We start from the raw sequence: 26182 nt of genomic DNA on the forward strand, positions 1-26182 counted from the left end.
CTCCTTACTTCTTGACGACGACCGGCGCCGTACCTTCGACGCGAGCGCCGGTGGCGAAGAAGTCGTGCAGGTCGTGCGCGAATTCGTCGAACTTGGCGTAGGTCAGGCGGTTGGAGCGCATGAAGAAGTTGTACGCGAGCACGGCCGGGATAGCGGTGAACAGACCGAACGCAGTCATGATCAGAGCTTCACCGACGGGACCGGCAACCTTATCCATCGACGCGGAACCCGAAGCGGCGATACCGATAAGCGCGTGGTAGATACCCCACACCGTACCGAGAAGACCGATGAACGGGGCCGACGAACCGACCGTGGCGAGCAGGGTCAGGCCGCCTTCCAGACGCAGGCTCTCGCGAGCCACGGCCTGGCGGAGAGCGCGGTCGATGAATTCCGAACGCGACAGCGTCTCGGCGAGGCGACCGCCAGCAGCCTGCTGGTGGTGAGCAACGGCCGAAGCGGCGTCGAGCGCGATCTTCGAGAACGGTTCGCCCTTCGGCTGCTCTTCGAGCATACGGATGGCTTCCTGCGTCGACGAGGTGTTCCAGAAGCCCTGGATGACCTTGTCGGCGCGCGCACGCACCATGCTGTTACGGATGAAGTTGGCGACGATGAAGTACCACGAGAGCACGGACATCGCGACCAGCACCACGAACACGATCCAACCGAGCGGATCGAAGTTGTGGATAAGGTGATCGAAGCCCATCTGCTTGAGGGCGTCGGCGTTGGAGTTTTGACCTGGCTGTGCAGGCTGAGCGGAGGTGTCTTGCAACATAACGCTACCCTTGGGAAGTCAAGCGTGAACTTAAAAGATGTAAGTGTGGGGGCTTACAGCTGGTTTAGGTTGAACGTAACGGGGACACGTGCATAGCCTTCTACAGGTTGGCCGCCTCGTTTACCCGGGTTGAATTTCCAGTTCCTGGCCGCGTCTTCTGCTGCCTTGTCCAGTTCGCGGAAACCGCTCGACTGATCGACTTTGACATCCTTCGGCGAACCGTCGACACCAACGAGAACCAGAAGTACCACCGTACCTTCGTGCCGCTGACGCACCGCCTGAGGCGGATACTTTGGCGGGTTACGCTGACGGTACGACATATCCGCGGTAGCTGCGATATCTGCCGGCGGAGCTGGCGGCGCGGGAGGCGCCGGCGGCGGTGCCGGAACAGGGTTCGAGCTCGCCTCTTCAACTGCCGGCGGCGGTGGAGCCGGCGGCGGCGGAGTCGGCGGCGGCTTCACCTGCTGAATGATTTTCGGCGGCGGCTGCTTGGGTGGTTCCGGCGGCGGCGGCGGCGGAGGGGGCGGGGGCGGCGGCGGCTCGATAAAATCGACCTGCACAACCTTCTCCTTCTGCTTTTCCTGCGTCTTGGGCGGCGCCATCGGCGCAACAAGCACAAGGAAAGCGAACGAGTGCAGAGCGATGGCGACTGCCAACGCGCTGGTGCGCCCCCAACTAAACGGCGCTTGGCCGGTTGATTCGTTACTTGAGGCCATCAGTCACTATCAAGAGCTAATCAAGCGGAAGTGAGCCCGCACTGCTGAGTCCGACGTTCGGCATTTGACATTGCCGAAAACGCAGGTTTCTGCAAGCGGAAAGATATGCAAGTTACACCAGCATATGGCGTTTGTATAGCGCCTGAAGGGAGGATTTATGACGCTTGAAAATCCCCACTCCCGGCACTTTACAGACGCTTACTTGGTGTTGTTTGCATTTTTCAACCAGGCGTTGGCCTTGGCAGACGTTTCAGGGTCCTGCGCCGCGAGCTTCATGTCCGCGATAGCACCCTGCTTGTTCTTCTGACCACGCTTGGCTTCCGCGCGCACCATATAGGCCTGGCCTTTATGCTGAACGCCCTTGCTGATGGCATCCGTCACCGACTTCTCAGCGGCGGCGTATTGATTCTTCTGCAGCTGGAGGCGCGCCACGCTGAGCGTGACCTCACCATCCTTCGCGAGCGGGGCGGCCTTCTGGTAGGCAGCGAGAGCCGCGCTCTCGTTGCCACCGGTGATGGCGGCGTCGCCCTGGAGCTTGTAGACCTCAGCCGACGGCTTGACGATGCCCTTGGCCAGACCGTCTTCGAGAACCGCCTGCGCCTTCGACGCGTTGGCTTCCTGGCGGTCGGTATGGTCCTGACCGTCGATCAGGTAGACCTTGGCGAGATTGATGTAGAGCTTCTCGTCCTTGAACGCGCCGGCGGCACGGCCCTTCTCGAGCAGCGCGATCGCTTCCGGATACTTCTGCGCCTGGATGAGCGAGGAAGCCGCGTTCTGCATCGCGGTGGGGTCGTTCGGATTCTTGGCGAGTTCGGCCGATGCGAGCTCGGCGGCCTTGTCGCCCTGGCCCGTCTCCGCATAGCTGGCGGCAAGAATCTGGTCCCACGAACCCTGCGGCTTCGCGTCCGGCATCGACTTCGCCTTGTTGATGGCGGCGATGGCTTCCGGGTACTTCTCGAGGCGGTAATCGATGTTGCCTTCGAGGCCGTACGAATCGGCGGTTTCCTTCTTGCCTTCGGCGCGCCATTCCTGCAGCGACTGCAGCGCCGGAGCGTACTGCTCGTCGGCGACGAGGAACTGGGTGTACATGTACTTGAGCTGGAAGTACGTGTCGTTCGGCATGACGCCGATATCGAGCGCCTGCTTGAGCGTGGTGATCGCGCCCTTCACGTCGCCGTCGTTGTACTTCATGTTGGCGAGGCCCTGAAGAGCGAGCGCCTGCGCGTACTTGCTGCTGGTGGCCGAACCGTCAGCCAGCGGCGTCAGGATCTGGGTGGCCTTCTCCTTGTCGCCGTTGTTGGCGGCGTCGAGGCCCTCGTTGATGGCCTTCTGGTCCTTCTCGCTCTTGAGGTCGAGCTTGGGCTCCGTACGCGTGGCGTTCGGATACAGCGCTTCTTTCTTGTCCTTGGGCGCCGCGTCTTTGGCAGAGACTGCGCCAGTGGCGAGGGAAAGAGCGACCGCCGTGGCGAGCGCGAGCTTTGCGAAGGAACCCTGTTTCATCGAATGACCTCAGGCTGTAGGACTCGGCGCACAACAAGCAGCACCGGGGGACTACAGAGGTTAACCCGATTTCATTCCTAAGAACAAGTCGCAGTGCGATAAAAAAGAAGAGTCAAAACAATGACTTGTTATATGTTTGTTGGCGCGGTGCAAATTCGCCAGCCTTTCGGCCCTTGAAAACGGCGTTTTCGTCTTTCCTCGGAGCGATGCCGCGTTGCGCAAAAAAGAAGAGCCCGGTCGCATCGCTGCGACCGGGCTCGACATCGGCAAGGGCGACCGTGGATCAGATATCCAGGTTGGCGACCTTCAACGCATTCGATTCGATGAAGTCGCGACGTGGTTCCACCGCCTCGCCCATCAACATCGAGAACATCTGATCCGCGGCCACCGCGTCTTCGATACCCACCTGGAGCATGCGGCGCGTTTCCGGATTGACCGTGGTTTCCCAGAGCTGCTCCGGATTCATTTCACCCAGACCCTTGAATCGCTGGATCGAACGACCCTTCTTCGCTTCGTCGAGCAGCCAGTTGCGCGCATCGGCGAAGTTGACGATGCCCCGCGAAGCGTTACCGCGGCGGACGACGGCACCCGGCTGGATGCGCAGCTCGGCCAGCTGACGCGAGATGGTCAGGATGGCCCGGAACTCGACACCGCCGAAGAACGACTGCGGCATGATCCAGGTGTGGCTCAGGCCGTGCTGCATGCGCTCGACTTCGATGGCGGCGCCCTGCTCGTTAAGCGCGGGACGGAAGCGAAGCGCGTAAGTCGGCTTACCCAGACCGCTGGCACTCAGACGCTTGGCAACGGCATCCAGCCAGGCCTGCATACCGGACGCATCGGCCCACAGCCCCTCTTCCATCGGCGCGTGTTCGATCATCGCAGTGAGGGACGCGGTGTCGAAACGGTGGCTGAGGCGGGCGATCTGATCGAGCGCCGACTGGTAGTCGTGCAGGAGCTTCTCGAGCGTTTCGCCGTTGACGCCAGGCGCGCCGTCTTCCGGTGCCAGCGACGCGTTATCCACGGCACCCGAGATCAGGTACTCGTTGAGCACGACATCGTCCTTGATGTACATCTCCTGCTTGCCCTGCTTCACCTTGTACAGCGGCGGCAGGCCGATATACACGTGGCCGCGCTCGATGAGCTCCGGCATCTGGCGATAGAAGAAGGTCAGCAGCAGCGTGCGGATGTGAGATCCGTCCACGTCGGCATCGGTCATGATGATGATGCGGTGGTAGCGCAGCTTGTCCGGGTTGTATTCCTCCTTACCGATGCCCGTACCGAGCGCGGTAATGAGGGTGCCGACTTCCGCGGAGGCGATCATCTTGTCGAAGCGTGCCTTCTCGACGTTGAGGATCTTGCCCTTCAGCGGCAGCACGGCCTGGGTGCGACGGTTACGGCCCTGCTTGGCCGAGCCACCGGCGGAGTCACCCTCGACCAGGAACAGTTCGGACAGCGCCGGATCCTTCTCCTGGCAGTCGGCCAGCTTGCCCGGCAGGCCGGCGATATCCAGCGCGCCCTTGCGGCGGGTCATCTCGCGAGCCTTGCGGGCCGCTTCGCGGGCGCGGGCGGCGTCCACCGCCTTGGAGGCGATGGCCTTGCCTTCCGCCGGATGCTCCAGCAGGAATTCAGCGAGCTTGTCGTTGACGACCTGCTCCACCGCGGTCTTGACCTCGCTGGAGACCAGCTTGTCCTTGGTCTGCGACGAGAACTTCGGATCCGGCACCTTCACTGAAAGAACGGCGATCATGCCCTCGCGCATGTCGTCGCCTGACAGACCGACCTTGGCGTTCTTCGCCAGACCTTCCTTCTCGATATAGCTCTGCAGCGTGCGCGTCAGCGCGGCGCGGAAACCCGTGAGATGTGTGCCGCCGTCGCGCTGCGGGATGTTATTGGTGAAGCAGAACATCGTTTCCTGGTAGGCGTCCGTCCACTGCATGGCCACCTCCACGGTGATGCCGTCCGCGGTCTCGGAGCTGAAGCTCACGACATTCGGGTGCAGGGCCGTCTTCAGCTGGGCCAGGTGCTGGACGAAGGACTTGATGCCGCCCTCGTACGCGAAGATGTCCTTGCGATCGTTGCGCTCGTCGACGAGCTCGATCGTCACACCGGAATTCAGGAACGCCAGCTCGCGGAGACGCTTCGCGAGAATGTCGTAGTGGAACTCGATGTTGTTGGTAAACGTGGCCGGACTGGGCAGGAAGCGCACCATGGTGCCCCGGCGCGTGGTGTCGCCGAACGCGGCGATGGGAGCCTGGGCCTCACCGTGAGCGTATTCCTGGCGATATTCCTTGCCGTCACGCCAGATCGTCAGCCAGAGCTTCTCGCTAAGCGCGTTTACAACGGACACACCAACGCCGTGCAGGCCGCCGGAGACCTTGTACGAATTAGCGTCGAACTTGCCGCCGGCATGGAGCACGGTCATGACGACTTCGGCGGTCGAGATGCCCTCTTCCGGATGAATCTCGACCGGGATGCCTCGACCGTTATCAGAAACCCCCACCGAGCCGTCCTGGCCGATGACGACGGTGACGTAGTCGCAATAGCCTGCCAGCGCTTCATCGATGGCGTTATCGACGACTTCGAAAACCATGTGGTGCAGGCCGGTGCCATCGTCAGTGTCGCCGATGTACATGCCAGGGCGCTTACGAACGGCGTCCAGGCCCTTGAGGACCTTGATGCTGCCGGAGTCGTACGCGTTCGAATGGGTCGGATCGAGAGGTTCGTTCATGCGATGCCTGGTGGTAGCGCCAGAGTGCGGCCCCGATGCGGCGCGGAAGCGTCGGGACAGTCGGACGATTATAGCAAAGCCGTGACGGCACCCTGTTCCACGTGGAACACAGTGACCGGTTGTGCCGAAAGGGCGGCAGGGATCTCCGTTCCCGTGACGAAGACCTGAGCGTCGCGGCCGAGAAGCTGCGCGACTACCCACTCTTGATGGGTACGATCGAGCTCAGATGCAAGATCATCGAGACATATGACCGGCCATTCGCCGCGGATGTCGGCGTGAAGCGAGGCCTGTCCCAACAGGCAAGCCAGGGCGCACAGCTTCTCCTGCCCGCGCGACAGGTGTTCCCGTAGCGGGGCGTGTTCAAAGGTCACGGAGAAGTCCGCGCGATGGGGTCCTACGGTGGTGTGACCGCGCGCCAGATCCCGGTGGCGCCGGTCCGACAAGGTAGAGAGCAGATCCGCCGCGTCGTCCCAGCCAGGCTTGTAACGAATGGTGAACTCGCCCAGCTCGGGCAGGACGCTTCCCATGACACCGCGAATGTGGGGAAGCAACCGGTCGATATAGCCGCGACGGAACGCGCTGATCCCCTCGCCTGTCGTAGCAAGCTCCGCCTCCCACGGCTCGATCCATGCCGCCTCAATCGGGCCCCCGGCGCGAAGAAGAGAGTTTCGTTGTTTGAGCGCGCGCTGGTAACGACGCCACTGATTCACAAAAGCGTGTTCCACGTGGAACAAACCCCAGTCGAGGAAGCGGCGGCGTTCGTCCGAGGCACCAGCGATCAGATCGTGCGAGCCCGGTTCGAAGCAGACCACGGCACATTCCTGGACAAGGCTGCCTAACGAAGCGGCGGCATCGCCGTCCACACGCGCTTGCCAGCGACTGCCTTCCCGCCCCAGCCCCAGACGCCGAACCCGGTCGTCATTGCCCCGCACCTCGGCAAACACCGACAACGCGCTCGCACCACGCTGGAGAAGAACATCACGGGAGCCGGCACGAAAGGATCGACCGTGTGAGAGCAGGTAAGCCGCTTCGAGAACACTGGTCTTGCCGGCGCCATTAGGGCCGACAAACACGTTGATGCCAGCTGCGGGGGTCAGTGAAACCCCCTCGAGGTTTCGCAATCCGGCAATCCTGAGTGACTCGAACTTCATGCTGCCCTGCTTTTCCTGGCCATGCGTCGAAACGAACGACGCCGGGGTGTCGAAGACATCCCCGGCGTCGGTGGCCGAACTTTAACGTGGATAGGTGTCAGAGGCGAAGCGGCATCACCACGTGGCGCGCCTCGTCGTTGCCTTCTTCCTGCAGAAGACAGCTCGACTGGGCATCACGGAGGTTGATCCGGACCTTGTCGCCCCGTAGCGCACCCAGTGCGTCGAGCAGGTAACCCACGTTGAATCCGACGGCGAGGTCGTCGACGACGGTCTCGGCTTCGACTTCTTCCTGGGCTTCTTCCTGCTCCGGATTATGCGCAACGATCTTGATGCGACCCGGTGTCAGCTCGAGCTTTACACCGCGGTACTTCTCGTTGGACAGGATCGCGGCGCGCTGCAGGGCGCTGCGCAGTACATCGCGCTCGATCGTGGCCGACTTGTCGGCGCCGAGCGGAATGACCGCCTCGTAGTCCGGGAAGCGACCATCGATCAGCTTCGAGGTGAACACGACACCGCCGCGACGAACGCGCAGGTGATTGCGCCCGAATTCGAGTTCTACCGAACCCTCCCCCGCTTCGAACAGGCCGATCAGCTCATTCACGCCCTTGCGCGGGATGATGATCTGCCGACGGGCCGACACCGAGCTCTCCAGCTTCGTTTCCTTCAGCGCCAGGCGGTGGCCGTCGGTCGCGACGCAACGCAACGTGTGTTCCTGCAGATCGAGCAACATGCCGTTGAGGTAGTAACGGACGTCCTGATTGGCCATCGCGAACGCCGTACGGTCCATCAGATCGCGCAGAACTTCTTCAGGCAGCGTCACGCGCTCGACCAGTTCGATCTCGTCGATGGTCGGGAACTCGCTCGACGGCAGCGTCGCCAGCGTGAAGCGGCTGCGGCCCGCGTTCAGCGCGATGCGCTCGCCGTTGAGCTTGAGGTCGATCTTCGCGCCGTCCGGCAGTGCGCGAACGATGTCGAACAGCTTGCGAGCTGGAATCGTGATTTCACCGTCCTGCACCGAGTCGGCCGCGGTCGTCGCGACCATTTCGACTTCGAGGTCGGTACCGGTGAACGAAACCTCATTACCGGAAGCGCGAACCAGGAGGTTGGCCAGTACCGGCAGCGTCTGTCGACGTTCGACAACGCCTACGACTTGCTGCAGGGGTTTGAGCAGAACTTCCCTCTGGATGCTGAATTGCATGCGCCCCTTCTCCTGCTTTTAATGTTTTTAAGATTTATTTAGTGGTTGTTGTTAGGGCGGTGGATAAGTAGACAAGACGGAAAAACTATTGAATTTCAGTACCTTGGCATTTCATATCGATTGCGCCTAACCGGTCGTGCTATGTGGGTGTCTTGTGGATAACTTCGAGGGTCGATTTCATCCTCTGTCCATCCACCTATTATCCACAGGTTCTCAGCCCGTCAAGATACGGATCAGCTGTTCCCAGTCCTGCCTCATCCGTACGTCTTTCTCGCAAAAGCCCCGGATCGTCCGGCATGCATGGAGCACCGTCGTGTGGTCACGGCCGCCAAAGGCCTCTCCGATCTCAGGCAGGCTGTGCTCGGTCAGTTCCTTGGACAGGGCCATGGCTACCTGCCGGGGGCGCGCCAGAGAGCGCACACGGCGTTTGGAGAGAAGATCCGACAGACGCACCTGGTAATAGTCGGCCACCGTCTTCTGGATGTTCGGCACCGTGACCGCCTGCGCGTGCGTATTCAGCAGGTCACGCAGCGTCTCTTCCGCGAAGTCCGTGGTGATCGGCTTGCGATAGAAGTTGGCCCGTGCCGCCAGGGTATTCAGCGCGCCCTCGAGATCGCGGACGTTGGACCGGATCCGTTTGGCCAGCAGCATCGCCACGTCCTCCGACACCTCCATATCCTTCTCCGCCGCCTTGGACAGAAGAATGGCGGCGCGGGTTTCGAAGTCCGGCGGTTCGATCGCTACCGACAGACCCCAGCCCAGACGCGACTTCAGGCGGGGCTCGAGTTTGTCGAGTTCCTTCGGATAGCGATCGCAGGTGAGGATGATCTGCTGTTTGGATTCGAACAACGCGTTGAAGGTGTGGAAAAACTCCTCCTGCGTCGTGTCCTTGCCGGCGAAGAACTGGATATCGTCGATCAGCAGCGCATCCACCGTCCGGAAGCGACGCTTGAACTCATCCATGTTCTTCTGCTGCAGCGCCTTGACCATGCCGCTGACGAACTGCTCCGAGCGTAGGTAGAGCACCTTCGCCCCGGGATTGTTCTGCAGCAGCATGTTGCCCGCGGCATGCATCAGGTGGGTCTTGCCCAGGCCGGTCCCGCCATAAAGAAGCAGCGGGTTGTAAGCGCGGCCGGGATTCATCGCCACCTGCATCGCCGCGGCTTTGCCGAGCTGGTTCGACTTGCCTTCGACGAAGGTTTCGAACGTGTAATGCAGATCCAGGTTATGAACGTGCGGCGGCTCCGGAGCGGCTTCCGGCGCACGCGATGCCGGCTGGTGCGACGGCGAGGGAGATGGAGTCGCACTGCTGACACGAACGGGCACCGGCCGGCCGCCGGACGAACCGACTTCCAGCCGCACCGTGACCGGGTGACCGATCAGATGTCCCGCGATCGTCTGGATCTTGTCCAGGTACTGATCGCGGATGGTGTCCAGCGAATACGGGTTGGGCGCATACAGGTGCAGCCCGGAAGCGTCTTCCCTGGCCTGCAGCGGCATGAGCCAGGTATGGACTTCCTCGGCGGTCAATTCGCCTTCAAGACGCTCGAGACAGCGCCTCCAAAGATCACTCATCGGGTATTCTTGCCACAGAAGGGGCGCTTGCGCGCGGGGTGGACGGCCAAGTCTACCAGCGTTCCGGCCCCCCGCCGGACTCCCCCACGGCGAAGGCCGATCACGGGCTATGGCCCAACCGGTTGACAGTCCTCGGGATTGTCGGACATACTTGCCGGCCATATTCAATCTTCACCCGGATGTCTTCGCCATGAAGCGTACTTTCCAGCCCAGCTTGCTCAAGCGCGCCCGTACCCACGGCTTCCGTGCACGCATGGCGACCGCCGACGGCCGCAAGATCATCAACGCCCGCCGTGCCAAGGGTCGCAAGCGTCTGATCCCGTAATCGGGCGACGGTCGTGCGTGCCGCCGCCATGCCGCGCGATGCGCGGTTACGCCGCGCCGCCGACTTCGCCGCGTTGCGAACAGTCAGCGGTCGCCTCGGCGGCCGCTGTTTTCTTTTGCGCTTCGGAAACAACGACGTCGACACGGCCCGGCTCGGCCTGGCCATCTCCAAACGCTGTTCCAAGCGCGCGGTCGACCGTAACCGAATCAAGCGCCTGGCGCGTGAGGCTTTTCGCCTTGCCCGCCCCGACCTGCCTCCGGTCGACATCCTGGTCATGGCTAAAGACATCGCAGTGAAAGAGACCGGCGCGGCCCTTCTGGCCGAGCTGGAGACACTGCTGCGTCGCATCCGGCCGTTGAAGCGTGAGGGTGCCGACGGCACAATCGCGCGTTGACCTCTCTTATGCATTCCAATCTGGCCCTGCAATGAATCAAACGCGCACGCTTCTCTTCTTCGCGCTCATGTTCGTGGCGTATCTCCTGTGGACCGAGTGGGAGAAGGACTATGTCCAGCCCCCGACTCCAGCCGCGCCGGCAGCCCAGGTCGATGCCAGCGGCAAGCCGGGCGGCGACGCCAGCGTGCCGGGTTCCACCGCTCCCGCCACCGTGCCGACCGAAAACGGCGCGGCCCCGGAAGGCAAGGCCGAGCTGGTCACCCTCTCGAACGACGTCCTGCGCCTGACCATCGATACCCGTGGCGGCAGCATCGTCCGTTCGGAACTCCTCTATTACCCGACCAACCCGGTCACGAAGAAGGAACCGGTGTCGCCGCCCGTCCGTCTGCTCGACGATGAGGGCGCGCACTTTTTCGCGGCACAGGATGGCCTGGTCAGCAGCAACGGTGCCGCGCCGGATCACCGCGCCCTCTTCAACGCCGACAAGACCGAGACCACCCTGGCCGATGGCCAGAAGTCCGTCAGCCTCGACCTGACCTGGACCGATCCGTCGGGCGTCAAGGTGGTCAAGCGCTATACGCTCAAGCGCATGGACTACGTGGTCGATCTCGACCAGCGCGTCGAAAACGGTTCGACGGCGGTGTGGACGGGTAACGCTTATCACCAGCTGCAGCGCGTCGCGAACGAGAAGGTCAACTGGTTCAAGGCGTATACGGATCCGGCGCAGCACAGCTTCTTCGGCGCCGCCTGGTTCAGCCCGGACACCAAGTTCGAAACGCTGCCGCTGGCCGACTTCGCGAAGAAGCCGCTCAATCGCTCCATCACGGGCGGTTGGGTCAGCATGCTCCAGCATTACTTCTTCGTCGCGTGGATTCCGCCGGCGAATCAGAACGTCACCTATAGCAGTGCGGTCGTCGATCCCAACTCGGCTACGCCGCGTTACCTCGTCCGCGCTTTCGGTCCGGCCATCCAGGTTGCGCCGGGTCAGGCCGCCGACAGCGTCGCTCGTCTTTACATCGGTCCGAAGCTGCAGGGCACGCTCGACGCGATCGCGCCGGGCCTCGAGCTGACCAGCAACTACGGCTGGTTCACCATCATCGCCCAGCCGCTGCACTGGCTGCTCTCCCAGCTGCACGCGATCAGCGGTAACTGGGGCGTTGCGATCATCCTGCTCGTGCTGCTTATCAAGGCCGCGCTGTTCAAGCTGACCGACGCGCAGTTCCGTTCGGGCGCTCGTATGCGCAAGCTGCAGCCGCGCATCGCCGCGCTCAAGGAGCGTTACGGCGACGACCGGATGAAGATGCAGCAGGCCACCATGGAGCTGTACAAGAAGGAAAAGATCAATCCGATGGCTGGCTGCCTGCCCATCCTGATCACCTTCCCGATCTTCATCGGCCTCCTTCGCGTGTTGTCCGAATCCATTGAGCTGCGCCATGCGCCGTTCTTCGGCTGGATCCACGATCTGTCGGCACCGGATCCCTTCTACGTGCTGCCGGTGCTCTACTTCCTGGTCACCCTGCTCACCCAGCGCATGATGCCGACCGCGGGCATGGATCCGACCCAGGCAAAGATGATGAAGGTGATGCCGCTGATCTTCGGTGTCTTCTTCGCCTTCTTCCCGTCAGGTCTGGTGCTTTACTGGACGGTCAACGGTGCGACCAGCCTGCTCCAGCAGTGGTGGATCAACCGTAGTGTCGAACAAGCCGACGCCGCGGCGAAGATCACCAAGGCATAACACCTGAAGCGGCGCGTCGAAAGACGCGCCGCTTCGCTATCCACAGGCACGACATGACTCACGGCGACGACACCATCGCAGCCATCGCTACCGGCGCCGGCGCGGCCGGGGTCGGCGCCGTTCGCGTGTCGGGGCCGCTGGCTCCCGTTATTGCCGCCGCGTTCCTCGGCCGCGAACCGAAAGCGCGTCATGCGCACTTCGCGGCGTTCCGCGATGCGGGCGGCGAGCTGATCGATCGCGGGCTGCTTATTTCCTTTCCAGGTCCGGCGTCGTACACCGGCGAGCATGTGCTTGAGCTTCAGGGCCATGGCAGTGCTGTGTTGCTCGACGCCCTGCTTCGCCGCTGCATTGAACTCGGTGCGCGACTTGCACGGCCGGGTGAATTCACCGAACGCGCATTCCTGAATGGCAAGCTGGATCTCGCCCAGGCCGAAGCCGTCGCCGACGTCGTCGCGGCGACATCCGAAGTCGGTGCGCGCGCGGCGTTGCGCTCGATGGAAGGTGTGTTCTCCGCGCGCGTCGACGACCTGCTCGCGGAGCTGATCGGCCTGCGCGTACATATCGAAGCCGCGATCGATTTTCCGGAGGAGGAAATCGACTTCCTCGCAAACCCCGTCATCGGTGCGCAGTTGCACACGTTGCGCGAAAACCTCGATGCGTTACTCGTCGAAACGCGTCGCGGTGTCCGGCTCAACGATGGCATTGCCGTCGCCATCATCGGTCGTCCAAACGCCGGCAAGTCGAGCCTGATGAATGCGCTCGCCGGGGAAGACCGTGCGATCGTTACCGATATCGCCGGTACGACACGCGATGTGTTGCGTGAGTCGATCAGCATCGATGGCGCAACGCTCGAACTCGCCGACACCGCGGGACTTCGCGAGTCCGACGACGTCGTCGAGAAGGAAGGGATACGACGTGCGCGTGCACAGCTCGCGCGCTGCGACGTCGCACTCTTGATCACAGACGAGCAGCACGTGACCGAAGACCTCGGTCTCTTCGACGGGACACAGACGCATGCGACGCGTATCGTGGTCATCAACAAGATCGACCTGGCCCATGTCGAGGCACGTCGAGAGTCGAGCGGTGCGCACGACACGCTCTGGTTATCGGCGCTTACGGGCGACGGTGTCGACGCGCTTCGCACAATCCTGAAAGATCTCGCTACGGCTGGTGCGGGCGACGGTGCCTTCAGTGCGCGTCGCCGTCACGTGGTGGCGCTGGAAGTCGTGCGCGATCATCTGTCGCGAACGGCCGACGCACTGCACGGCTCGCATGCGGGTGAGCTGGCTGCTGAAGAACTACGTCATGCGCAGCAGGCGCTCGGTGAGATCACGGGGACTTATTCTTCCGATGACTTGCTGGGTGCGGTTTTCAGTTCGTTCTGTATCGGGAAGTAACTGCGGCGGTTGCGTCCCGGCGCGATTGGCCCCTCCGGGTCAGCAGGCTTCCGCAGCCACCCGGCGAGCGGTCCGCTTTTCAGCCGCCACCGACGCCGCCCAGATAGCGAGCCCCGCCAGCGCCAGCAAACTTCCCACCCAGCCGGGCGACGTCCACCCGTAACCGCCGGCGATGGCCAGGCCGCCCAGGTACGGCCCGAGCGCATTTGCGGTATTGAAGGCGGAATGATTGAGCGACGCGGCAAGACCCTGCGCATCGCCCGCCACATCCATGAGCCGTGTCTGCAGCACCGTACCGAGTGCCCCACCCACACCAATGAAAAACACGTCGAGGCTCAGCAGCCAGATATTGCCCGCGGTGAACGGGAAGATGGCGAGGATCACGAGGCTCCACAGTAACAGTGCACCTGCCGTGCGCATCAGCGCGCGATCGGCGAAGACGGGCACGACCATGTTGCCGACGGTCATGCCGACGCCGAAGATGGCCATCACCCAGGGCACGCTCGACAGTGGCATCCCGGTCACGCTGATAAGGATGTCGGCGAGGTAGGTATACACAGCGAACATGCCGCCGAAACCGATGGCACCGATCGCCAGCGTGTACCAGACCTGCGAGCGTTTCAGCGCGCTGAGCTCGCCAAGCGGACTGGCCTTCGGATTGGCGGGCGTCCTGGGTGCGTAAATCGCGACGGCGAGAATCGTCAGCAGGCCAAGGACGGCCACCAGCGCGAACGACCAGCGCCAGCCTACCAGCTGACCCAGCCAGCTGGCCAGCGGAACGCCGACGATGGTGGCGCACGTGAGGCCGAGGAACATCTGCCCGACCGCGCGCGTGCGCCGGTTGGGGGGAACCAGCGATGAGGCGACCAGTGCGGCGACACCGAAGTACGCGCCATGCGGCAGGCCAGCCAGAAACCGGAACACCAGCATCCAGTGATAGTTCGGCGACAAGCCGGTCAGTCCGTTGAACAGCGTGAACATCGCCATGAGGATCAGCAGCAGCCGACGGCGCGGCACGCGCGCGCCGAGCACGGTCATCACCGGAGCGCCGATGACGACACCCAGCGCATAGGCGCTGATCGCATGGCCCGCGGTCGGCGCGTCGATGCCCAGACCCTGTGCGAACAGTGGCAGCATGCTCATCGAGGCGAACTCGGTCGTACCGATGGCGAAGCCACCGACGGCCAGCGCGAGGATCACCAGGCCGACGTGAGGCGCGCGGACGGGCGCGGTGCCCGGATCGAGGACGGGGGCGGAACCAGACATGAGGGGTGCTCGGGGAGGTAGGTGGGCCGCGGCGTCATGGTGCGTCGCAGCAATGGGCCTAGGATACGCGGTCGGGCAGCTGGGCGGGAGTCAGCCCTGCTGGCGATTCAGGCGCCCGCGTGCTCGCGGATGTATTCGATGAACGCGCGGAGGGCCGACGTGACTCGTCGCTGGCGGGGGTAATAGAGCATGAATCCCGGGTACGGCGGGCACCAGTCCTCCAGCAGCCGGACCAGCTTACCGTCCTCGACCAGTGCCTTGACCTGATCGTCGAGCACGGCGGCGATGCCGATGCCTGCGACCGCGGCATCCAGCGCCAGGCGCATGTCCCCGAAGGTCAGCCGCCCGCGCACGTCGAGTTCGAGCTTGGTCGAACCCCGCTCCAGTTCCCACTTATAGACCCGCCCGCTGGGGAACCGGAAGCGGATGCAGTTATGGCGGAACAGGTCGTCGGGGATCAGGGGACTGCCGTAGCGGGCGAGATAGTCGGGCGAGGCGACGATGGCACCCCGCTGCGCACCGCCGATGGGCACGGCGATCATGTCCTCCGGCACCTGCTCCAGGAACCGGATGCCGGCGTCGAAGCCCGACGCGACGATGTCGATCAGGCCATCGTTATCCACAGCTTCGAAGTGAATGTCGGGATACGTCGCCAGAAAACGAGGCAGGAGCATCGGAAGTAGCAGCTGCGCGGTCACGCGGGGCATGTTGATCCGCAACGTACCGGCGGGCGCCGCGCGGAAGTTGTTCATTTCTTCCAGGGCGTCGTTCACGCCGAGCAGCGCCGGCTCCAGTCGCTCGAGCAGCCGCTGACCCGCTTCCGTCAGCGAAACGCTGCGCGTGGTGCGGTGAAAGAGAACCACCCCCAGCCGTTCTTCCAGCCCACGGATGGCATAGCTGATGGCCGATGTGGACAGCATCAGCTCGGCGCCCGCCTTGCGGAAGCTGGCGTGTCGGGCGACGGCGGCGAACGCCGCCAGATGGGAGAGGTTGTCGGGACGCATGATTATCAAGAATACCTCAACGATACATGCCGAAATCCACATTGGCGCCCGGTATTGTTGAGGCTTTATCGTTACCCGCTTTCCTGATCCCACCTATCGAGGATGACTCCCATGATCGAAGTCCGCGGATTTGCCGCCAAGAGCGCCACGACGCCCCTCGTTCCCTTCACCTTCCAGCGCCGCGACCCGGGCGCGCACGATGTGCGCATCGAGATCCTCTACAGCGGCGTCTGCCATTCGGATCTGCACCAGGCCAAGGGCGACTGGGGCAACTCCGTGTTCCCGATGGTCCCGGGCCATGAAATCGTGGGCCGTGTCGTTGCGGTTGGCTCGGCCGTCGGAAAGCTAAAGGTCGGCGACTTCGCCGGCGTCGGCTGCATGGTCGATTCGTGCCGCGAGTGCGATTCCTGCAAGCAGAACCTCGAGCAGTACTGCACGACGCACACCAGCTTCACCTACAACGGCACCGAGCAGGACAAGACCACGCCGACCCAGGGCGGTTACTCGACCGAGATCGTCGTGGAAGAGCGCTTCGTGGTGAAGATCTCCGAGAAGCTCGATCTCAAGGCGACCGCTCCCCTTCTCTGCGCCGGTATCACCACGTACTCGCCGCTGCGTCACTGGAAGGTGGGCCCGGGTCAGAAGGTCGGCGTCATCGGTCTGGGTGGTCTCGGCCACATGGGCGTGAAGTTCGCCAAGGCCATGGGCGCGCATGTCACGATGATCACCACTTCGGCCTCCAAGGGTGAGGACGCCAAGCGTCTTGGCGCGGACGCCGTGCTGCTTTCGACCGATGCCGAGGCGATGAAGGCCCAGGCCAGCAGCTTCGACTTCCTGCTCAACACGGTGCCGGTGTCGCACGACATCAACCCGTACACCAGCCTGCTCAAGCTCGACGGCACCATGGTGCTGGTCGGTGCGCTCACTCCGCTCGACGGCGTGATCGGTGGCAGCCTGATGCTCCCGCGTCGCACGATCGCCGGTTCCGCCATCGGTGGCATGGCGGAAACGCAGGAGATGATGGATTTCTGCGCCGAGCACAACATCGTGTCGGACATCGAAGTCGTCGACATGACCTCGATCAACGAGACTTATGTGCGTCTGGCGAAGAACGATGTGCGTTACCGCTTCGTGATCGACATGGCGACGATGCCGGCTTGATCCTTGTTGGCTTGAGATAACACCGGTCGCCAGCAGGCTGGCTCCTACACGAGCACGCATTCTTGCTCTTGTAGGAGCCGGCCCTGCTGGCGATTCACGGTGACGAAGGCCACCTGTCCCGCTATCTTCAAACCCATCCCCCGAAAAGGACCCGGTTTGAAGCGTTTACTCCGTTACCTCGGCATCTTCCTCGCTCTCGTCGTCCTCTTCGTGGCTTTCGTCGCGGTCACCGCATGGCCGAACATCGGCGCATGGCCCAGCAAAACACCGACGGCCGCCGAGGCAAAATCGCCGCAATGGCGTGGCCAGAGCTTCGCCAACCCCGCACCGATGTTCATGAACCTCAAGGGCGGCATCTGGCAGATCCTGCAGTCGAAGCCAGGCGAGGAACCCGATGCGCCGGTTCCGACGATGGACTCATCGGCGTTGTACAAAGCCCCACCGAAGAGCGGCCTTCGCGTCACCTGGTTCGGCCATTCGTCTTCATTACTGGAGATCGACGGCGTCAACGTCGTGATCGATCCCTTCTGGAGCGAGCGTGCATCGCCCTTTCCCTGGCTCGGCCCGAAGCGCTGGTACGAAGCACCCGTCCCGCTCGATAACCTGCCGCGAGTCGACGTCGTCGTCGTCTCACACGATCACTACGACCATCTCGATCGCGCCTCCGTGCGGGCCTTCAACGCACGCGGCGCACGATTCATCGTGCCGCTCGGTATCGCGGCGCACCTGATCGACTGGGGCGTACCGAAGGAAAAGATCACCGAACTGGACTGGTGGCAGGACGCGAAGGTGGGCGCACTTCGTATCGTTTCCACACCGTCCCGTCATGCATCCGGTCGCCTCGAGGCGCATAGCGATGCCACGTTGTGGACGGGCTATGCATTCATCGGTCCCGAGCATCGCGCGTTCTACTCCGGCGATACCGGCATGAACGACACCTTCGCCGATGTGGGTGCGAAGTTCGGTCCCTTCGATGTCACGCTGATCGAAGATGGTCAGTACGACGAACAGTGGCCGGACTGGCACCTCGGACCCGAGCAGGCAATGCAGGTGCACGAAGAGGTTCGCGGCAAGGTGCTGATCCCCGTGCACTGGGGCCTTATCAAGCTGGCGCATCACGGTTGGACCGAACCCGCCGAGCGCATTCTGGCGGCGGCACGTTGCAGCAAGGCCGAGGTATTGATTCCGGAACCCGGACAGGCCGTGGAACCGACGACGCATCCGGTGGTCCCACGCTGGTGGCCGAAGGAGCCATGGTTCACGGGGGTGCAGCATCCGATCGTCGCGTCACGCGACGGGAACCCTGCCCATAAATTCGATATACCGGTCTGTCGGTAAGCCGGTGCCGCTCAGGGATGCATGTTGCGGACGGTCTATGCACTGTCACAACCCGCGCCCTGATGCATTAACTCCGCGCTCCCGGTTGCGATGATGCCCTGCTTCGTTACGAATCAACGGGCTTATCAGTCCGGCATCACCAGACGCATCGGCAACTGGTCGAGACGACGCCCCGTCACCTCATCGATCACCACCGCACTCACCCGCTCACCCGTCTCGTCGGCGACGAGATGGGACAACGTCGCGCCGCCGCCGTTGTGCCGACGGCCCCATTCGCCCATGGCGGCCATGATCGGCAGGAACTCGCGTCCGGCCTGGGTCAGCACGTACTCGTCGCGCGGCGGCCGATCGCTATAGCGGCGCTTTTCCAGAACACCGGCCTCGGTCAGGCCCTTCAATCGACGCGACAGGATGTTCGGCGCAATGCCGAGGCTCGTCCGGAACTGGTCGAACTGCGTCATCCCCCGGCTGGCATCGCGAAGGATCAGCACGCTCCAGGTATCGCCCACCAGCGCGAGGCTGCGGGCAATCGAGCAGGTACCTGAAGAAAGTTTGTCGATGTCCATTGCATAATGATATCTAGGTCACTATCGTATGGCAACGTAGTCGATATCACTTTGCAACTTACCCATACGGAGTCACCCTCATGAGCGTTGAAAACAAAGGCACGGCACTGGTTACGGGCGCTTCGTCGGGCATCGGCGAGGTCTACGCCGAGCGTCTGGCGGCGCGCGGCTACGATCTGATTCTGGTCGCACGTCGTCTGGATCGCCTGGAAGCATTGGCCAGGAAAATCGGCGCCGCGACGGGGCGCAAGGTCGAGACGCTGAAGGCGGACCTTACCCAGCGTGCCGACGTGGCCGCGGTGGAGAAGCGGGTGGCGGAGGATGCTTCGATCACCCTGTTGGTGAACAATGCCGGTATCTCGCTCAACGGCAGCTTCCTCGACAACGACAGCGACGCAATCGAAAAGCTCATCGCCATCAACATCACCGCACCCACCCTGTTGACCGCCGCGGCGGCCAAGGCGTTCGTCGCTCGCGGCCATGGCGGCATCATCAATATCGCGTCCGTGCTCGCCTTCGCACCGGAGATGTTCGACGGTATCTACAGTGGCTCGAAGGCGCACCTGCTCAACGTGAGCCGGAGCCTGGCGACGCAGCTGAAGGGCACCAGCGTCCGCGTGCAGGCGGTGTTGCCGGGTGCGACCCGCTCGGAAATCTGGGAAAACTCGGGTAAAGACATCGATGCGATGCTGCCGGGGATGGTCATGGAGACCGCCGATCTGGTGGATGCCGCACTGCTGGGCTATGACCGCGGCGAAGTGGTGACGATTCCGCCGCTGGCCGATGAGCAGCAGTTCCTGACGTATGACGCCGCGCGCGTCGCGATGGGACCGAATCTGTCGCGCAAGGACGTGGCGCCGCGTTATCGCGCCTGATCTGAACATGTAGGAGCGCGCCCCGCGCGCGAAAAGCCAACAGGGCGGTGAAGCGGGGGCACCCCATCACCGCCCTGTTGGCTTTTCGCGCGCGGGGCGCGCTCCTACACGAGGTGGTGGAGTCAGGTTTTTGGCATGATCTTCCGGAGCATCCCGTCACTGCCGCCGCGTACGTACCAGATGCTGCCGTTGGACGGGTTCACCTTGATGGCGCGCACGCTGCCGGTATACACGCCGGCGGCGTCACGCCCATAGCGTTCGACACCTGTCACGTTTCCGCTCGCATCGAGCACGACGCGATACAGCGCGACCGACGACGTCGAACCGAGCAGTGCCGAGCCCCGCCACTGTGGGAATTGCTTGCCCTTGTAGAACACCAGCCCCGAAGGAGACATCGAATTCGTGGTGGGGAACCAGCCCCAGTACGCGGACGGCTGAACGTACTGCGGCGCCGTGTCGTGGCGCGGATACGGCTGACCCGGCATATAGGCGTCACTGGGATAGTGATTGCCGTTGCTCACCAGCGGCCATCCATAATTCCCGCCCTTCACGATCTGGTTGAACTCGTCACCCGACGACGGGCCCATCTCGGTCTCCCACAGCTTTCCGTCTTCACTGAAGGCGAGCCCGTAGGGGTTACGAAAACCGCTGGCCCAGATCTGGCCGGCGACGCCGCCCTGGCCTGCATTCGGGTTGTCGGACGGCGTGCTGCCGTCCAGATTGAGGCGGATGATCTTGCCCAGTCCGCTGTCCGGCAACTGCGCGGTAAATCCGCGATCCTGATTGACGTCGGGGATGTCGCCGTCGCCGACGGAGAGAAAGACATGCTTGCCGTCGGGCGCGAACGCGATGCGTGCACCCGGTTGGCCGCGAACCGACCACTTCGACGGTTCCTGCCAGACGATCGTCAGGTTCTCGATGTGCGCGGTGTTCGACGCCTCGACAACGCGTGCCTTCGCCAGCGTGAGGTGGTTATTGCCGTCGGCGGCTTTCGCCACGTAGCTGAACCATAAGACGTGATCTTTCGCATAGGTCGCGGGCACGGCTACGTCGTGGAAGCCGCTCTGTCCGCCGCCGCCATTCGCGCCGACGGAAACAGGCAAGCCTGTCACGGGCATCTTGGCGCCTCTCGAGTTCACGATGTACATGTGGTCACTCTTCTCCGTGACCACGATGCGGCCGTCCGGAAGGAAGTCGAGTCCCCACGGATTGTCGAACGGTGCAAGATCGGTAATGACGAACGGTGCGGGCGGTTCGGTCTGAGCGCCGGCGACGCGTGCGTTGTACGACGACGTTTGCGCAAAGGCGCAGGGGGCGGCGATCGCACCCCCAAGCAGGACGACAAGAAGCGGCAGGCGACGCATGACAGGATCCTTGTGCGGGGAGTGGTCGCAAGAAACTACGTGGTTCGAGGGTGACGTCGCTGCCTCGGAATAGCCCGGATCGCCCAAACCCGCGATTCCATCGCAAATTCCCTTATCGAACGACGCCCTGATGCGGAATTCACGGTGTCATAGCGCGACGCGTGGATGCGTCGGCGCAGATCGGCGGTCTTCACACCTTCCCAGTCTCACCAGCGGCTTACAGCGCATTCGCGCGTGCTTCCGAACGAATGCGCGCTAAACTACGGGGCTCGCTCGGTTCTTCGCGGTTAGGCATGCTTTCTTACGTGTTCGGCGCCTTCGGGCTGTCCACCCTCTGGCTGCTTCCCCTGCTGTGGCGTGTCATCGCGTCGCTGATCCGTCGGCGCAGGCCGCCCACCGTAGGGCCCGGAGCCATTCGCTTCTGGACGGGCTTTGTCCTCGTTCTGCTCGCCAGCACCACGCTGGAAGGCATCGTCATCTCGCACTACACCGACGACCCGACCACGGGTGGCGTCGTATGTCGCTGGCTCGGCGATCTCTTCGGCGCCTTCCCCGGCGGCGCACTGGCCGCGGTGATCGCGCTGGCGGTGATCGTCGTCGCGCTGCCCTGGTACCTCGGGATCACCTGGTCGACGGCCGTGGCCCGCGCGAATGGGATCCTCGAGCCGATGGGTGCGTTGGCTATCGAAGGCACACGGCGCCTGTTCACCCGTTCGGCAGCGCGCGCCACGGGTCGTCGCCCTGCCGGCGCCGTGCGCCGCGCGGATCGCGGGCCGGCGCGCCGTCGCACGCCATCGGCCGCCACCCGCGGCAAGGTCACTCCGGCCGCCGCATCGACACCGCCCTCCTCGTCCCTGCATGTCGGCACGGAAACCGTGCGCGGCGAGCCTCTGCGCGCGACGCGCGTTCGCCCGTCGGTGACCACACCGGTGCCGCCGCGCCACCGCGCGAAGCCGGACACGGTGATCAGCGAACCGTGGCTTGCGCCTCGCGGCCAGACCGTGCCCACCACCTCCTCGCCGGAGGCCGCCGCGGCGGCGGCGCACGTCTCCGCTACGCCGGGTTTACCGATCGCGCCGCCTGCCGCCGACGTCGCCGACGAGGCACCGATGCTCATCAAGCGTCGGCGCCCCATGGAGAGCCAGGCTTTCCTTGCACCGTCGATGCGATCGAAGCATGGTCCCGAGCGCTCGTCGGTGTCGCCGACGACCCCCTGGGAACCCTCAAGCCACGACGCTTCGGACACGGAGGCCGACGAGGTCGTCCGGAACGACCAGCCTCTTGCGGACGTCACGCCCCGGGTCACCGAGCCTTCCCGTCCGCAGGCGCCCGTACCCGTGCCCGCCATGCCCTCACCCCCGCCGGTCGCCCCGGTGTCGCGCTTCGCCATCGCCGCCAACGATGAGCAGGCCACGACGACGGAGGCGACTAACGTTCCTCCAGCGCGGATGGTGACGCTCACGCCGACACGTCCCCTGCTCGCGACGAGCACCGCCAGTGCCGTGGGTATACCGCCGCTCACCCTGCTCGCCGCCGCGTCTCAGAACACCCTCGCCGTCTCCGAACAGGAACTCGTCGACACGGGCGAACTGATCGAGCAACGCCTGCGCGAGTTCAAGGTACCGGTGCAGGTGGTCGGTGCGTCGGCGGGTCCGGTCATTACCCGCTACGAGGTCGAGCCGGCCGTCGGCGTGCGCGGCAACCAGATCGTCGCGCTGATGAAGGATCTCGCGCGCGGTCTGGGTCGCACCACGATTCGCGTGGTCGAGACGATTCCCGGCAAGACATGCATGGGGCTCGAGCTGCCGAACGAACAGCGCCAGATGATCGCGCTGTCCGAGATCCTCGACTCCAGCGAGTATCGTGATTCCGACTCGCTGCTCACCCTGGCGATGGGCAAGGGCATCACCGGCGAACCGGTGGTCGCCGATCTGGCGAAGGCGCCGCACATGCTCGTTGCCGGCACCACCGGCTCGGGTAAATCGGTCGCGGTGAACGCGATGATCCTGTCGATGCTCTACAAGGCCACGCCTGAAGACGTTCGCATGATCATGATCGACCCGAAGATGCTCGAGCTCTCGGTCTACGAGGGTATTCCGCATCTGCTGGCGCCCGTGGTCACGGATATGAAGCTCGCCGCCAACGCGCTGAACTGGTGCGTGGCCGAGATGGAAAACCGCTACAAGGTGATGTCCGACCTGCGCGTGCGCAACCTTGCCGGGTACAACCAGAAAGTGCGCGAGGCGCGCGCGGCTGGCAAACCGCTGTTCAATCCGTTTCCCGCGCATCCGGAAATCCCCGAGCACCTCGACACGATGCCGATGATCGTCGTCGTCATCGACGAGCTCGCCGACCTGATGATGGTCGCCGGCAAGAAGATCGAAGAACTGATCGCGCGGCTGGCGCAGAAGGCACGTGCCGCGGGCATCCATCTGATCCTCGCCACGCAGCGTCCGTCGGTCGACGTCATCACCGGTCTGATCAAGGCGAACATCCCCACGCGCGTGGCGTTTCAGGTGTCGTCGAAGATCGATTCGCGCACCATCCTCGACCAGATGGGCGCGGAGAGCCTGCTCGGTGCGGGTGACATGCTGTTCCTGCCCCCGGGCTCGGGCTATCCGCAGCGCATCCACGGCGCGTTCGTCGCCGACGAGGAAGTGCACCGCATCGTCGCCTGGCTGAAGCAGTTCGGCGAGCCGGATTACAAGGACGAGATCCTTGCGGGGCCGCCGAGTGAGGCGGTCGAAGGCGAACCGGGTGAGGATGGCCTCGATGCGGAGCTGGATCCGCTGTACGACGAAGCGGCCGCCTTCGTGCTGCGTTCGCGTCGTGCGTCGATCTCGTTCGTGCAGCGGCAGTTCCGTATCGGTTACAACCGCGCGGCGCGTCTGGTCGAAGCGATGGAGGCAGCCGGACTGGTCTCGGCGATGGGCATCAACGGGCAGCGCGAGGTGATCGCGCCGGTGCCACAGGACTGACCGAAATCTCACCGGTGCGGAACCCGCTGATGCGGGGCCCCATACGGACGCGGTACCACGCACGGATGCGGAATCTCCCACGGATGCGGCATCCCCTGTAGGAGCGCGCCCCGCGCGCGAAAAGCCTACAGCGCGATGAAGCCATGCCTCCGCCTCACCGCCCTGTAGGCCTTTCGCGCGCAGGGCGCGCTCCTACCGAAGGAAAAAAGAACGGGCCATCGGCCCGTTCTTTCTGGCTTATTCTTTTGTCAGAAGCTTCAGCGGCACCGCGATCGACTTATCGACCGTCTGCTTGTCGATCAGCTTCTTCGCCGTTTCGACGCCGAGCTTGCCGATCTCTTCCGGCTGCTGCGCGACCGTAGCGGCCATGCTGCCGTTCTGCACGGCGGTCTTGCCGTCCGGCGTGCCGTCGAAGCCGACGACCAGCACCTTCTTGTTCTTGCCGGCCAGCGCCTGCACCGCACCGAGGGCCATTTCGTCGTTCTGGGCGAAGATCGCCTGGACGTCGCTGTTGCCCTGCAGGAGGTTCTCGCTGACCGAGAGGCCCTGCGCACGATCGAAGTTGGCCGGCTGCTGCGCCACGACCTTCATGCCCGTGGTGGCGATCTCGTCGTCGAAGCCCTTGCCGCGCTCACGCGCGGCCGAGGTACCGGCCACGCCCTGCAGCTCGATGATGTTGCCCTTGCCGCCAAGCGCCTTGGTCAGGTAATCGGCCGCCATCTTGCCGCCGGCGATGTTGTCGGACGCGATGTGCGACGCGACTTCGGCGCCGTCGACGCCACGGTCCAGCGTGATCACCGGAATGTTCGCGCGCTGGGCGGACTGCACGGCACCGGCCAGAGCCGAGGAATCGGTCGGGTTGAGCAGGATGACCGAAACGCGCTTCTGGATCAGGTCTTCCACCGACGAGATCTGGCGGGCCGGATCGTCCTGCGCGTCGACGACGACCAACTGCACGCCGGCGTCCTTGGCGGCCTTTTCGGCACCGTCCTTGAGTTCGACGAAGAACGGATTGTTCTGCGTCGACAGCGCGAGACCGACCACCGGGGTGCCGGAGGCCGCGGCGCCGCCGGCCGTGGAAGCCGCCGCCGGAGCGGATTCGCCCGGACCCTGCTGGGAGCAGGCCGCGAGCAGCGTGGCCGCTGCCGCGGCGAAGAATGTGAGCTTACGCATGGTGTGTTCCCTCGTTGATATTACTGCCGCCTGTCGAGCAGGACGGCGATCAGGATGACGATGCCCTTCACCACCTGCTGGTAGAAAGAGCTTACGCCGAGCAGATTGAGACCGTTGTTCAGGAAGCCGATCAGCAGCGCGCCGACCAGCGTCCCGAACAACCAGCCGCGGCCGCCGGCCAGGCTGGTACCACCGAGAACCACGGCGGCAATGGCGTCCAGTTCATAACCCGCACCGGCCGTGGCCTGCGCGGAATACAGGCGCGAGGTAAGCACCACGCCCGCGAACGCGGAGAGAAGACCGGACAGGCCGTAGATCGCCAGCTTCATCGGCGAGATGCGCACACCCGACAGGCGCGCCGCTTCTTCGTTACCGCCGATGGCCACGACGTGACGACCGAACACCGTGCCGCGCAACAGGAACGCGCATACCACGAAAGCGACGAACATCCAGATCACCGGCAGCGGGATCAGGTTGGCGACGTAACCGCCGCCGAGCAGTGCGAAGCTCTGGTTGGTGACGGGGATCGGACTGCCCTGCGTATACGAGAGCGTAAGGCCGCGCAGAAGGGTCATCGTGCCGAGCGTGGCGATGAAGGGCGCGACCTTGCCCCAGGACACCAGCACACCGTTGATGATGCCCAGCACCAGGCCAAGACCGAGACCCGCGCCGACCGCCAGCACCATGCCGTGCCCCGAGGCCATCAGGCCCGCGGTGACGGCGCCGGTAAGCGCGAGGATGGCACCCACCGACAGATCGATGCCACCGGCGAGGATCACGAAGGTCATGCCGAAGGCGATCAACGCGTTGATCGAGACCTGACGCAGTACCGTGAGCAGATTGCCGGTGGAAAGGAAATCGGGACTCATGATCGAGAGCACGACGAAGAGCAGGAGCAAGCCGATCACCGAGCCCAGACGCTGCATCAGCGTCATCGCACGGCTCCAGTTGAGTTGAAGCGTCATT

Annotated in this window: 20 protein-coding genes and 2 pseudogenes; 9 read left to right on the top strand and 13 right to left on the bottom strand. The window is 63.7% G+C overall.

The features are described 5' to 3' along the window. Positions 1 to 4: 4 nt before the first annotated feature. The 7 genes from BLT40_RS12155 to dnaA all read right to left on the bottom strand — a co-directional run bounded on the left by BLT40_RS12155 (position 5) and on the right by dnaA (position 9640). Positions 5 to 772, bottom strand: a complete 768-nt coding sequence (locus BLT40_RS12155) for a MotA/TolQ/ExbB proton channel family protein (RefSeq protein WP_036109039.1) — start codon at positions 770 to 772, stop codon at positions 5 to 7. A 53-nt stretch (positions 773 to 825) separates the two neighbouring features. After that, on the bottom strand, positions 826 to 1488 hold the full coding sequence (locus BLT40_RS12160) for an energy transducer TonB (RefSeq protein ID WP_036109037.1): 663 nt from the start codon (positions 1486 to 1488) through the stop codon (positions 826 to 828). A 198-nt stretch (positions 1489 to 1686) separates the two neighbouring features. After that, positions 1687 to 2988 (bottom strand): tetratricopeptide repeat protein, encoded by a 1302-nt coding sequence (locus tag BLT40_RS12165; protein WP_079521146.1) that lies wholly within the window; start codon positions 2986 to 2988, stop codon positions 1687 to 1689. 283 nt (positions 2989 to 3271) lie between these two features. After that, positions 3272 to 5716 (bottom strand): DNA topoisomerase (ATP-hydrolyzing) subunit B, encoded by a 2445-nt coding sequence (gene gyrB / locus BLT40_RS12170; protein ID WP_036109033.1) that lies wholly within the window; start codon positions 5714 to 5716, stop codon positions 3272 to 3274. 68 nt (positions 5717 to 5784) lie between these two features. After that, the gene (gene recF, locus BLT40_RS12175) at positions 5785 to 6867 is read right to left on the bottom strand and encodes a DNA replication/repair protein RecF (RefSeq protein ID WP_090353411.1); all 1083 of its coding nucleotides are present in this window, start codon (positions 6865 to 6867) and stop codon (positions 5785 to 5787) included. Positions 6868 to 6964: 97 nt separating this feature from the next. Beyond that, positions 6965 to 8065 carry a DNA polymerase III subunit beta gene (gene dnaN, locus BLT40_RS12180; RefSeq protein ID WP_036109027.1) on the bottom strand — a complete coding sequence of 367 codons (1101 nt, stop codon included), beginning with the start codon at positions 8063 to 8065 and terminating at the stop codon, positions 6965 to 6967. A 213-nt stretch (positions 8066 to 8278) separates the two neighbouring features. Further along, positions 8279 to 9640 (bottom strand): chromosomal replication initiator protein DnaA, encoded by a 1362-nt coding sequence (gene dnaA, locus BLT40_RS12185; RefSeq protein WP_036109024.1) that lies wholly within the window; start codon positions 9638 to 9640, stop codon positions 8279 to 8281. A 190-nt stretch (positions 9641 to 9830) separates the two neighbouring features. On the opposite strand from dnaA, the gene rpmH reads away from it, so the two are divergent. Genes rpmH through mnmE form a run of 4 tightly spaced genes read left to right on the top strand, consistent with a single transcriptional unit; the run spans position 9831 to position 13491 of the window. Further along, positions 9831 to 9965: a 50S ribosomal protein L34 gene (gene rpmH, locus BLT40_RS12190; RefSeq protein ID WP_036109021.1), complete on the top strand. Its 135-nt coding sequence runs from the start codon at positions 9831 to 9833 to the stop codon at positions 9963 to 9965. A 13-nt stretch (positions 9966 to 9978) separates the two neighbouring features. Then, a complete protein-coding gene (gene rnpA / locus BLT40_RS12195) occupies positions 9979 to 10359 on the top strand; it encodes a ribonuclease P protein component (RefSeq protein WP_090353413.1) in 381 nt (126 codons plus the stop codon). 31 nt (positions 10360 to 10390) lie between these two features. Beyond that, the gene (yidC, locus tag BLT40_RS12200) at positions 10391 to 12094 is read left to right on the top strand and encodes a membrane protein insertase YidC (RefSeq protein ID WP_090353416.1); all 1704 of its coding nucleotides are present in this window, start codon (positions 10391 to 10393) and stop codon (positions 12092 to 12094) included. Between the two features lie 53 nt (positions 12095 to 12147). Beyond that, a complete protein-coding gene (gene mnmE / locus BLT40_RS12205) occupies positions 12148 to 13491 on the top strand; it encodes a tRNA uridine-5-carboxymethylaminomethyl(34) synthesis GTPase MnmE (RefSeq protein ID WP_090353419.1) in 1344 nt (447 codons plus the stop codon). A 39-nt stretch (positions 13492 to 13530) separates the two neighbouring features. On the opposite strand, the gene BLT40_RS12210 is transcribed toward mnmE, so the two are convergent. Further along, entirely contained in the window at positions 13531 to 14757 is a 1227-nt protein-coding gene (locus tag BLT40_RS12210; RefSeq protein ID WP_090353422.1) for an MFS transporter, read from the bottom strand. A gap of 107 nt (positions 14758 to 14864) precedes the next feature. Then, a complete protein-coding gene (locus BLT40_RS12215; RefSeq protein WP_090353425.1) occupies positions 14865 to 15761 on the bottom strand; it encodes a LysR family transcriptional regulator in 897 nt (298 codons plus the stop codon). 111 nt (positions 15762 to 15872) lie between these two features. Here BLT40_RS12215 and BLT40_RS12220 point away from each other — a divergent pair, with 111 nt between their 5' ends. Together BLT40_RS12220 and BLT40_RS12225 are read left to right on the top strand one after the other, a co-directional pair. Beyond that, positions 15873 to 16922, top strand: coding sequence for an NAD(P)-dependent alcohol dehydrogenase (locus BLT40_RS12220; RefSeq protein ID WP_090353428.1), 1050 nt, complete (start codon positions 15873 to 15875; stop codon positions 16920 to 16922). 156 nt (positions 16923 to 17078) lie between these two features. Beyond that, on the top strand, positions 17079 to 18260 hold the full coding sequence (locus tag BLT40_RS12225; RefSeq protein WP_079521138.1) for an MBL fold metallo-hydrolase: 1182 nt from the start codon (positions 17079 to 17081) through the stop codon (positions 18258 to 18260). Between the two features lie 125 nt (positions 18261 to 18385). Here the strand turns inward: BLT40_RS12225 and BLT40_RS12230 are convergent, their stop codons facing one another. Further along, complete coding sequence (locus BLT40_RS12230; protein ID WP_090353431.1) at positions 18386 to 18826, bottom strand: winged helix-turn-helix transcriptional regulator; 441 nt, start codon at positions 18824 to 18826, stop codon at positions 18386 to 18388. An 80-nt stretch (positions 18827 to 18906) separates the two neighbouring features. On the opposite strand from BLT40_RS12230, the gene BLT40_RS12235 reads away from it, so the two are divergent. Then, positions 18907 to 19701, top strand: a complete 795-nt coding sequence (locus BLT40_RS12235; RefSeq protein WP_090353433.1) for an SDR family NAD(P)-dependent oxidoreductase — start codon at positions 18907 to 18909, stop codon at positions 19699 to 19701. A 122-nt stretch (positions 19702 to 19823) separates the two neighbouring features. Here the strand turns inward: BLT40_RS12235 and BLT40_RS12240 are convergent, their stop codons facing one another. Further along, entirely contained in the window at positions 19824 to 21065 is a 1242-nt protein-coding gene (locus BLT40_RS12240; RefSeq protein ID WP_090353438.1) for a PQQ-dependent sugar dehydrogenase, read from the bottom strand. Positions 21066 to 21313: 248 nt separating this feature from the next. Between BLT40_RS12240 and BLT40_RS20630 the strand changes: the two are divergent. Both BLT40_RS20630 and BLT40_RS20635 read left to right on the top strand, forming a co-directional pair. Then, positions 21314 to 21700 (top strand): annotated as a pseudogene (locus tag BLT40_RS20630) (DNA translocase FtsK 4TM domain-containing protein); the annotation flags it as partial. Positions 21701 to 22552: 852 nt separating this feature from the next. Beyond that, a pseudogene (locus tag BLT40_RS20635) lies at positions 22553 to 24043 on the top strand (DNA translocase FtsK); the annotation flags it as partial. A 237-nt stretch (positions 24044 to 24280) separates the two neighbouring features. On the opposite strand, the gene rbsB reads toward BLT40_RS20635, so the two are convergent. Further along, complete coding sequence (gene rbsB, locus BLT40_RS12250; protein WP_090353441.1) at positions 24281 to 25216, bottom strand: ribose ABC transporter substrate-binding protein RbsB; 936 nt, start codon at positions 25214 to 25216, stop codon at positions 24281 to 24283. A 20-nt stretch (positions 25217 to 25236) separates the two neighbouring features. Further along, a complete protein-coding gene (locus BLT40_RS12255; protein ID WP_090353444.1) occupies positions 25237 to 26181 on the bottom strand; it encodes an ABC transporter permease subunit in 945 nt (314 codons plus the stop codon). Between the last annotated feature and the right edge of the window lies 1 nt (position 26182).

Source organism: Dyella sp. 333MFSha, from assembly GCF_900102405.1.
Taxonomy (GTDB): Bacteria; Pseudomonadota; Gammaproteobacteria; order Xanthomonadales; family Rhodanobacteraceae; genus Luteibacter; species Luteibacter mycovicinus.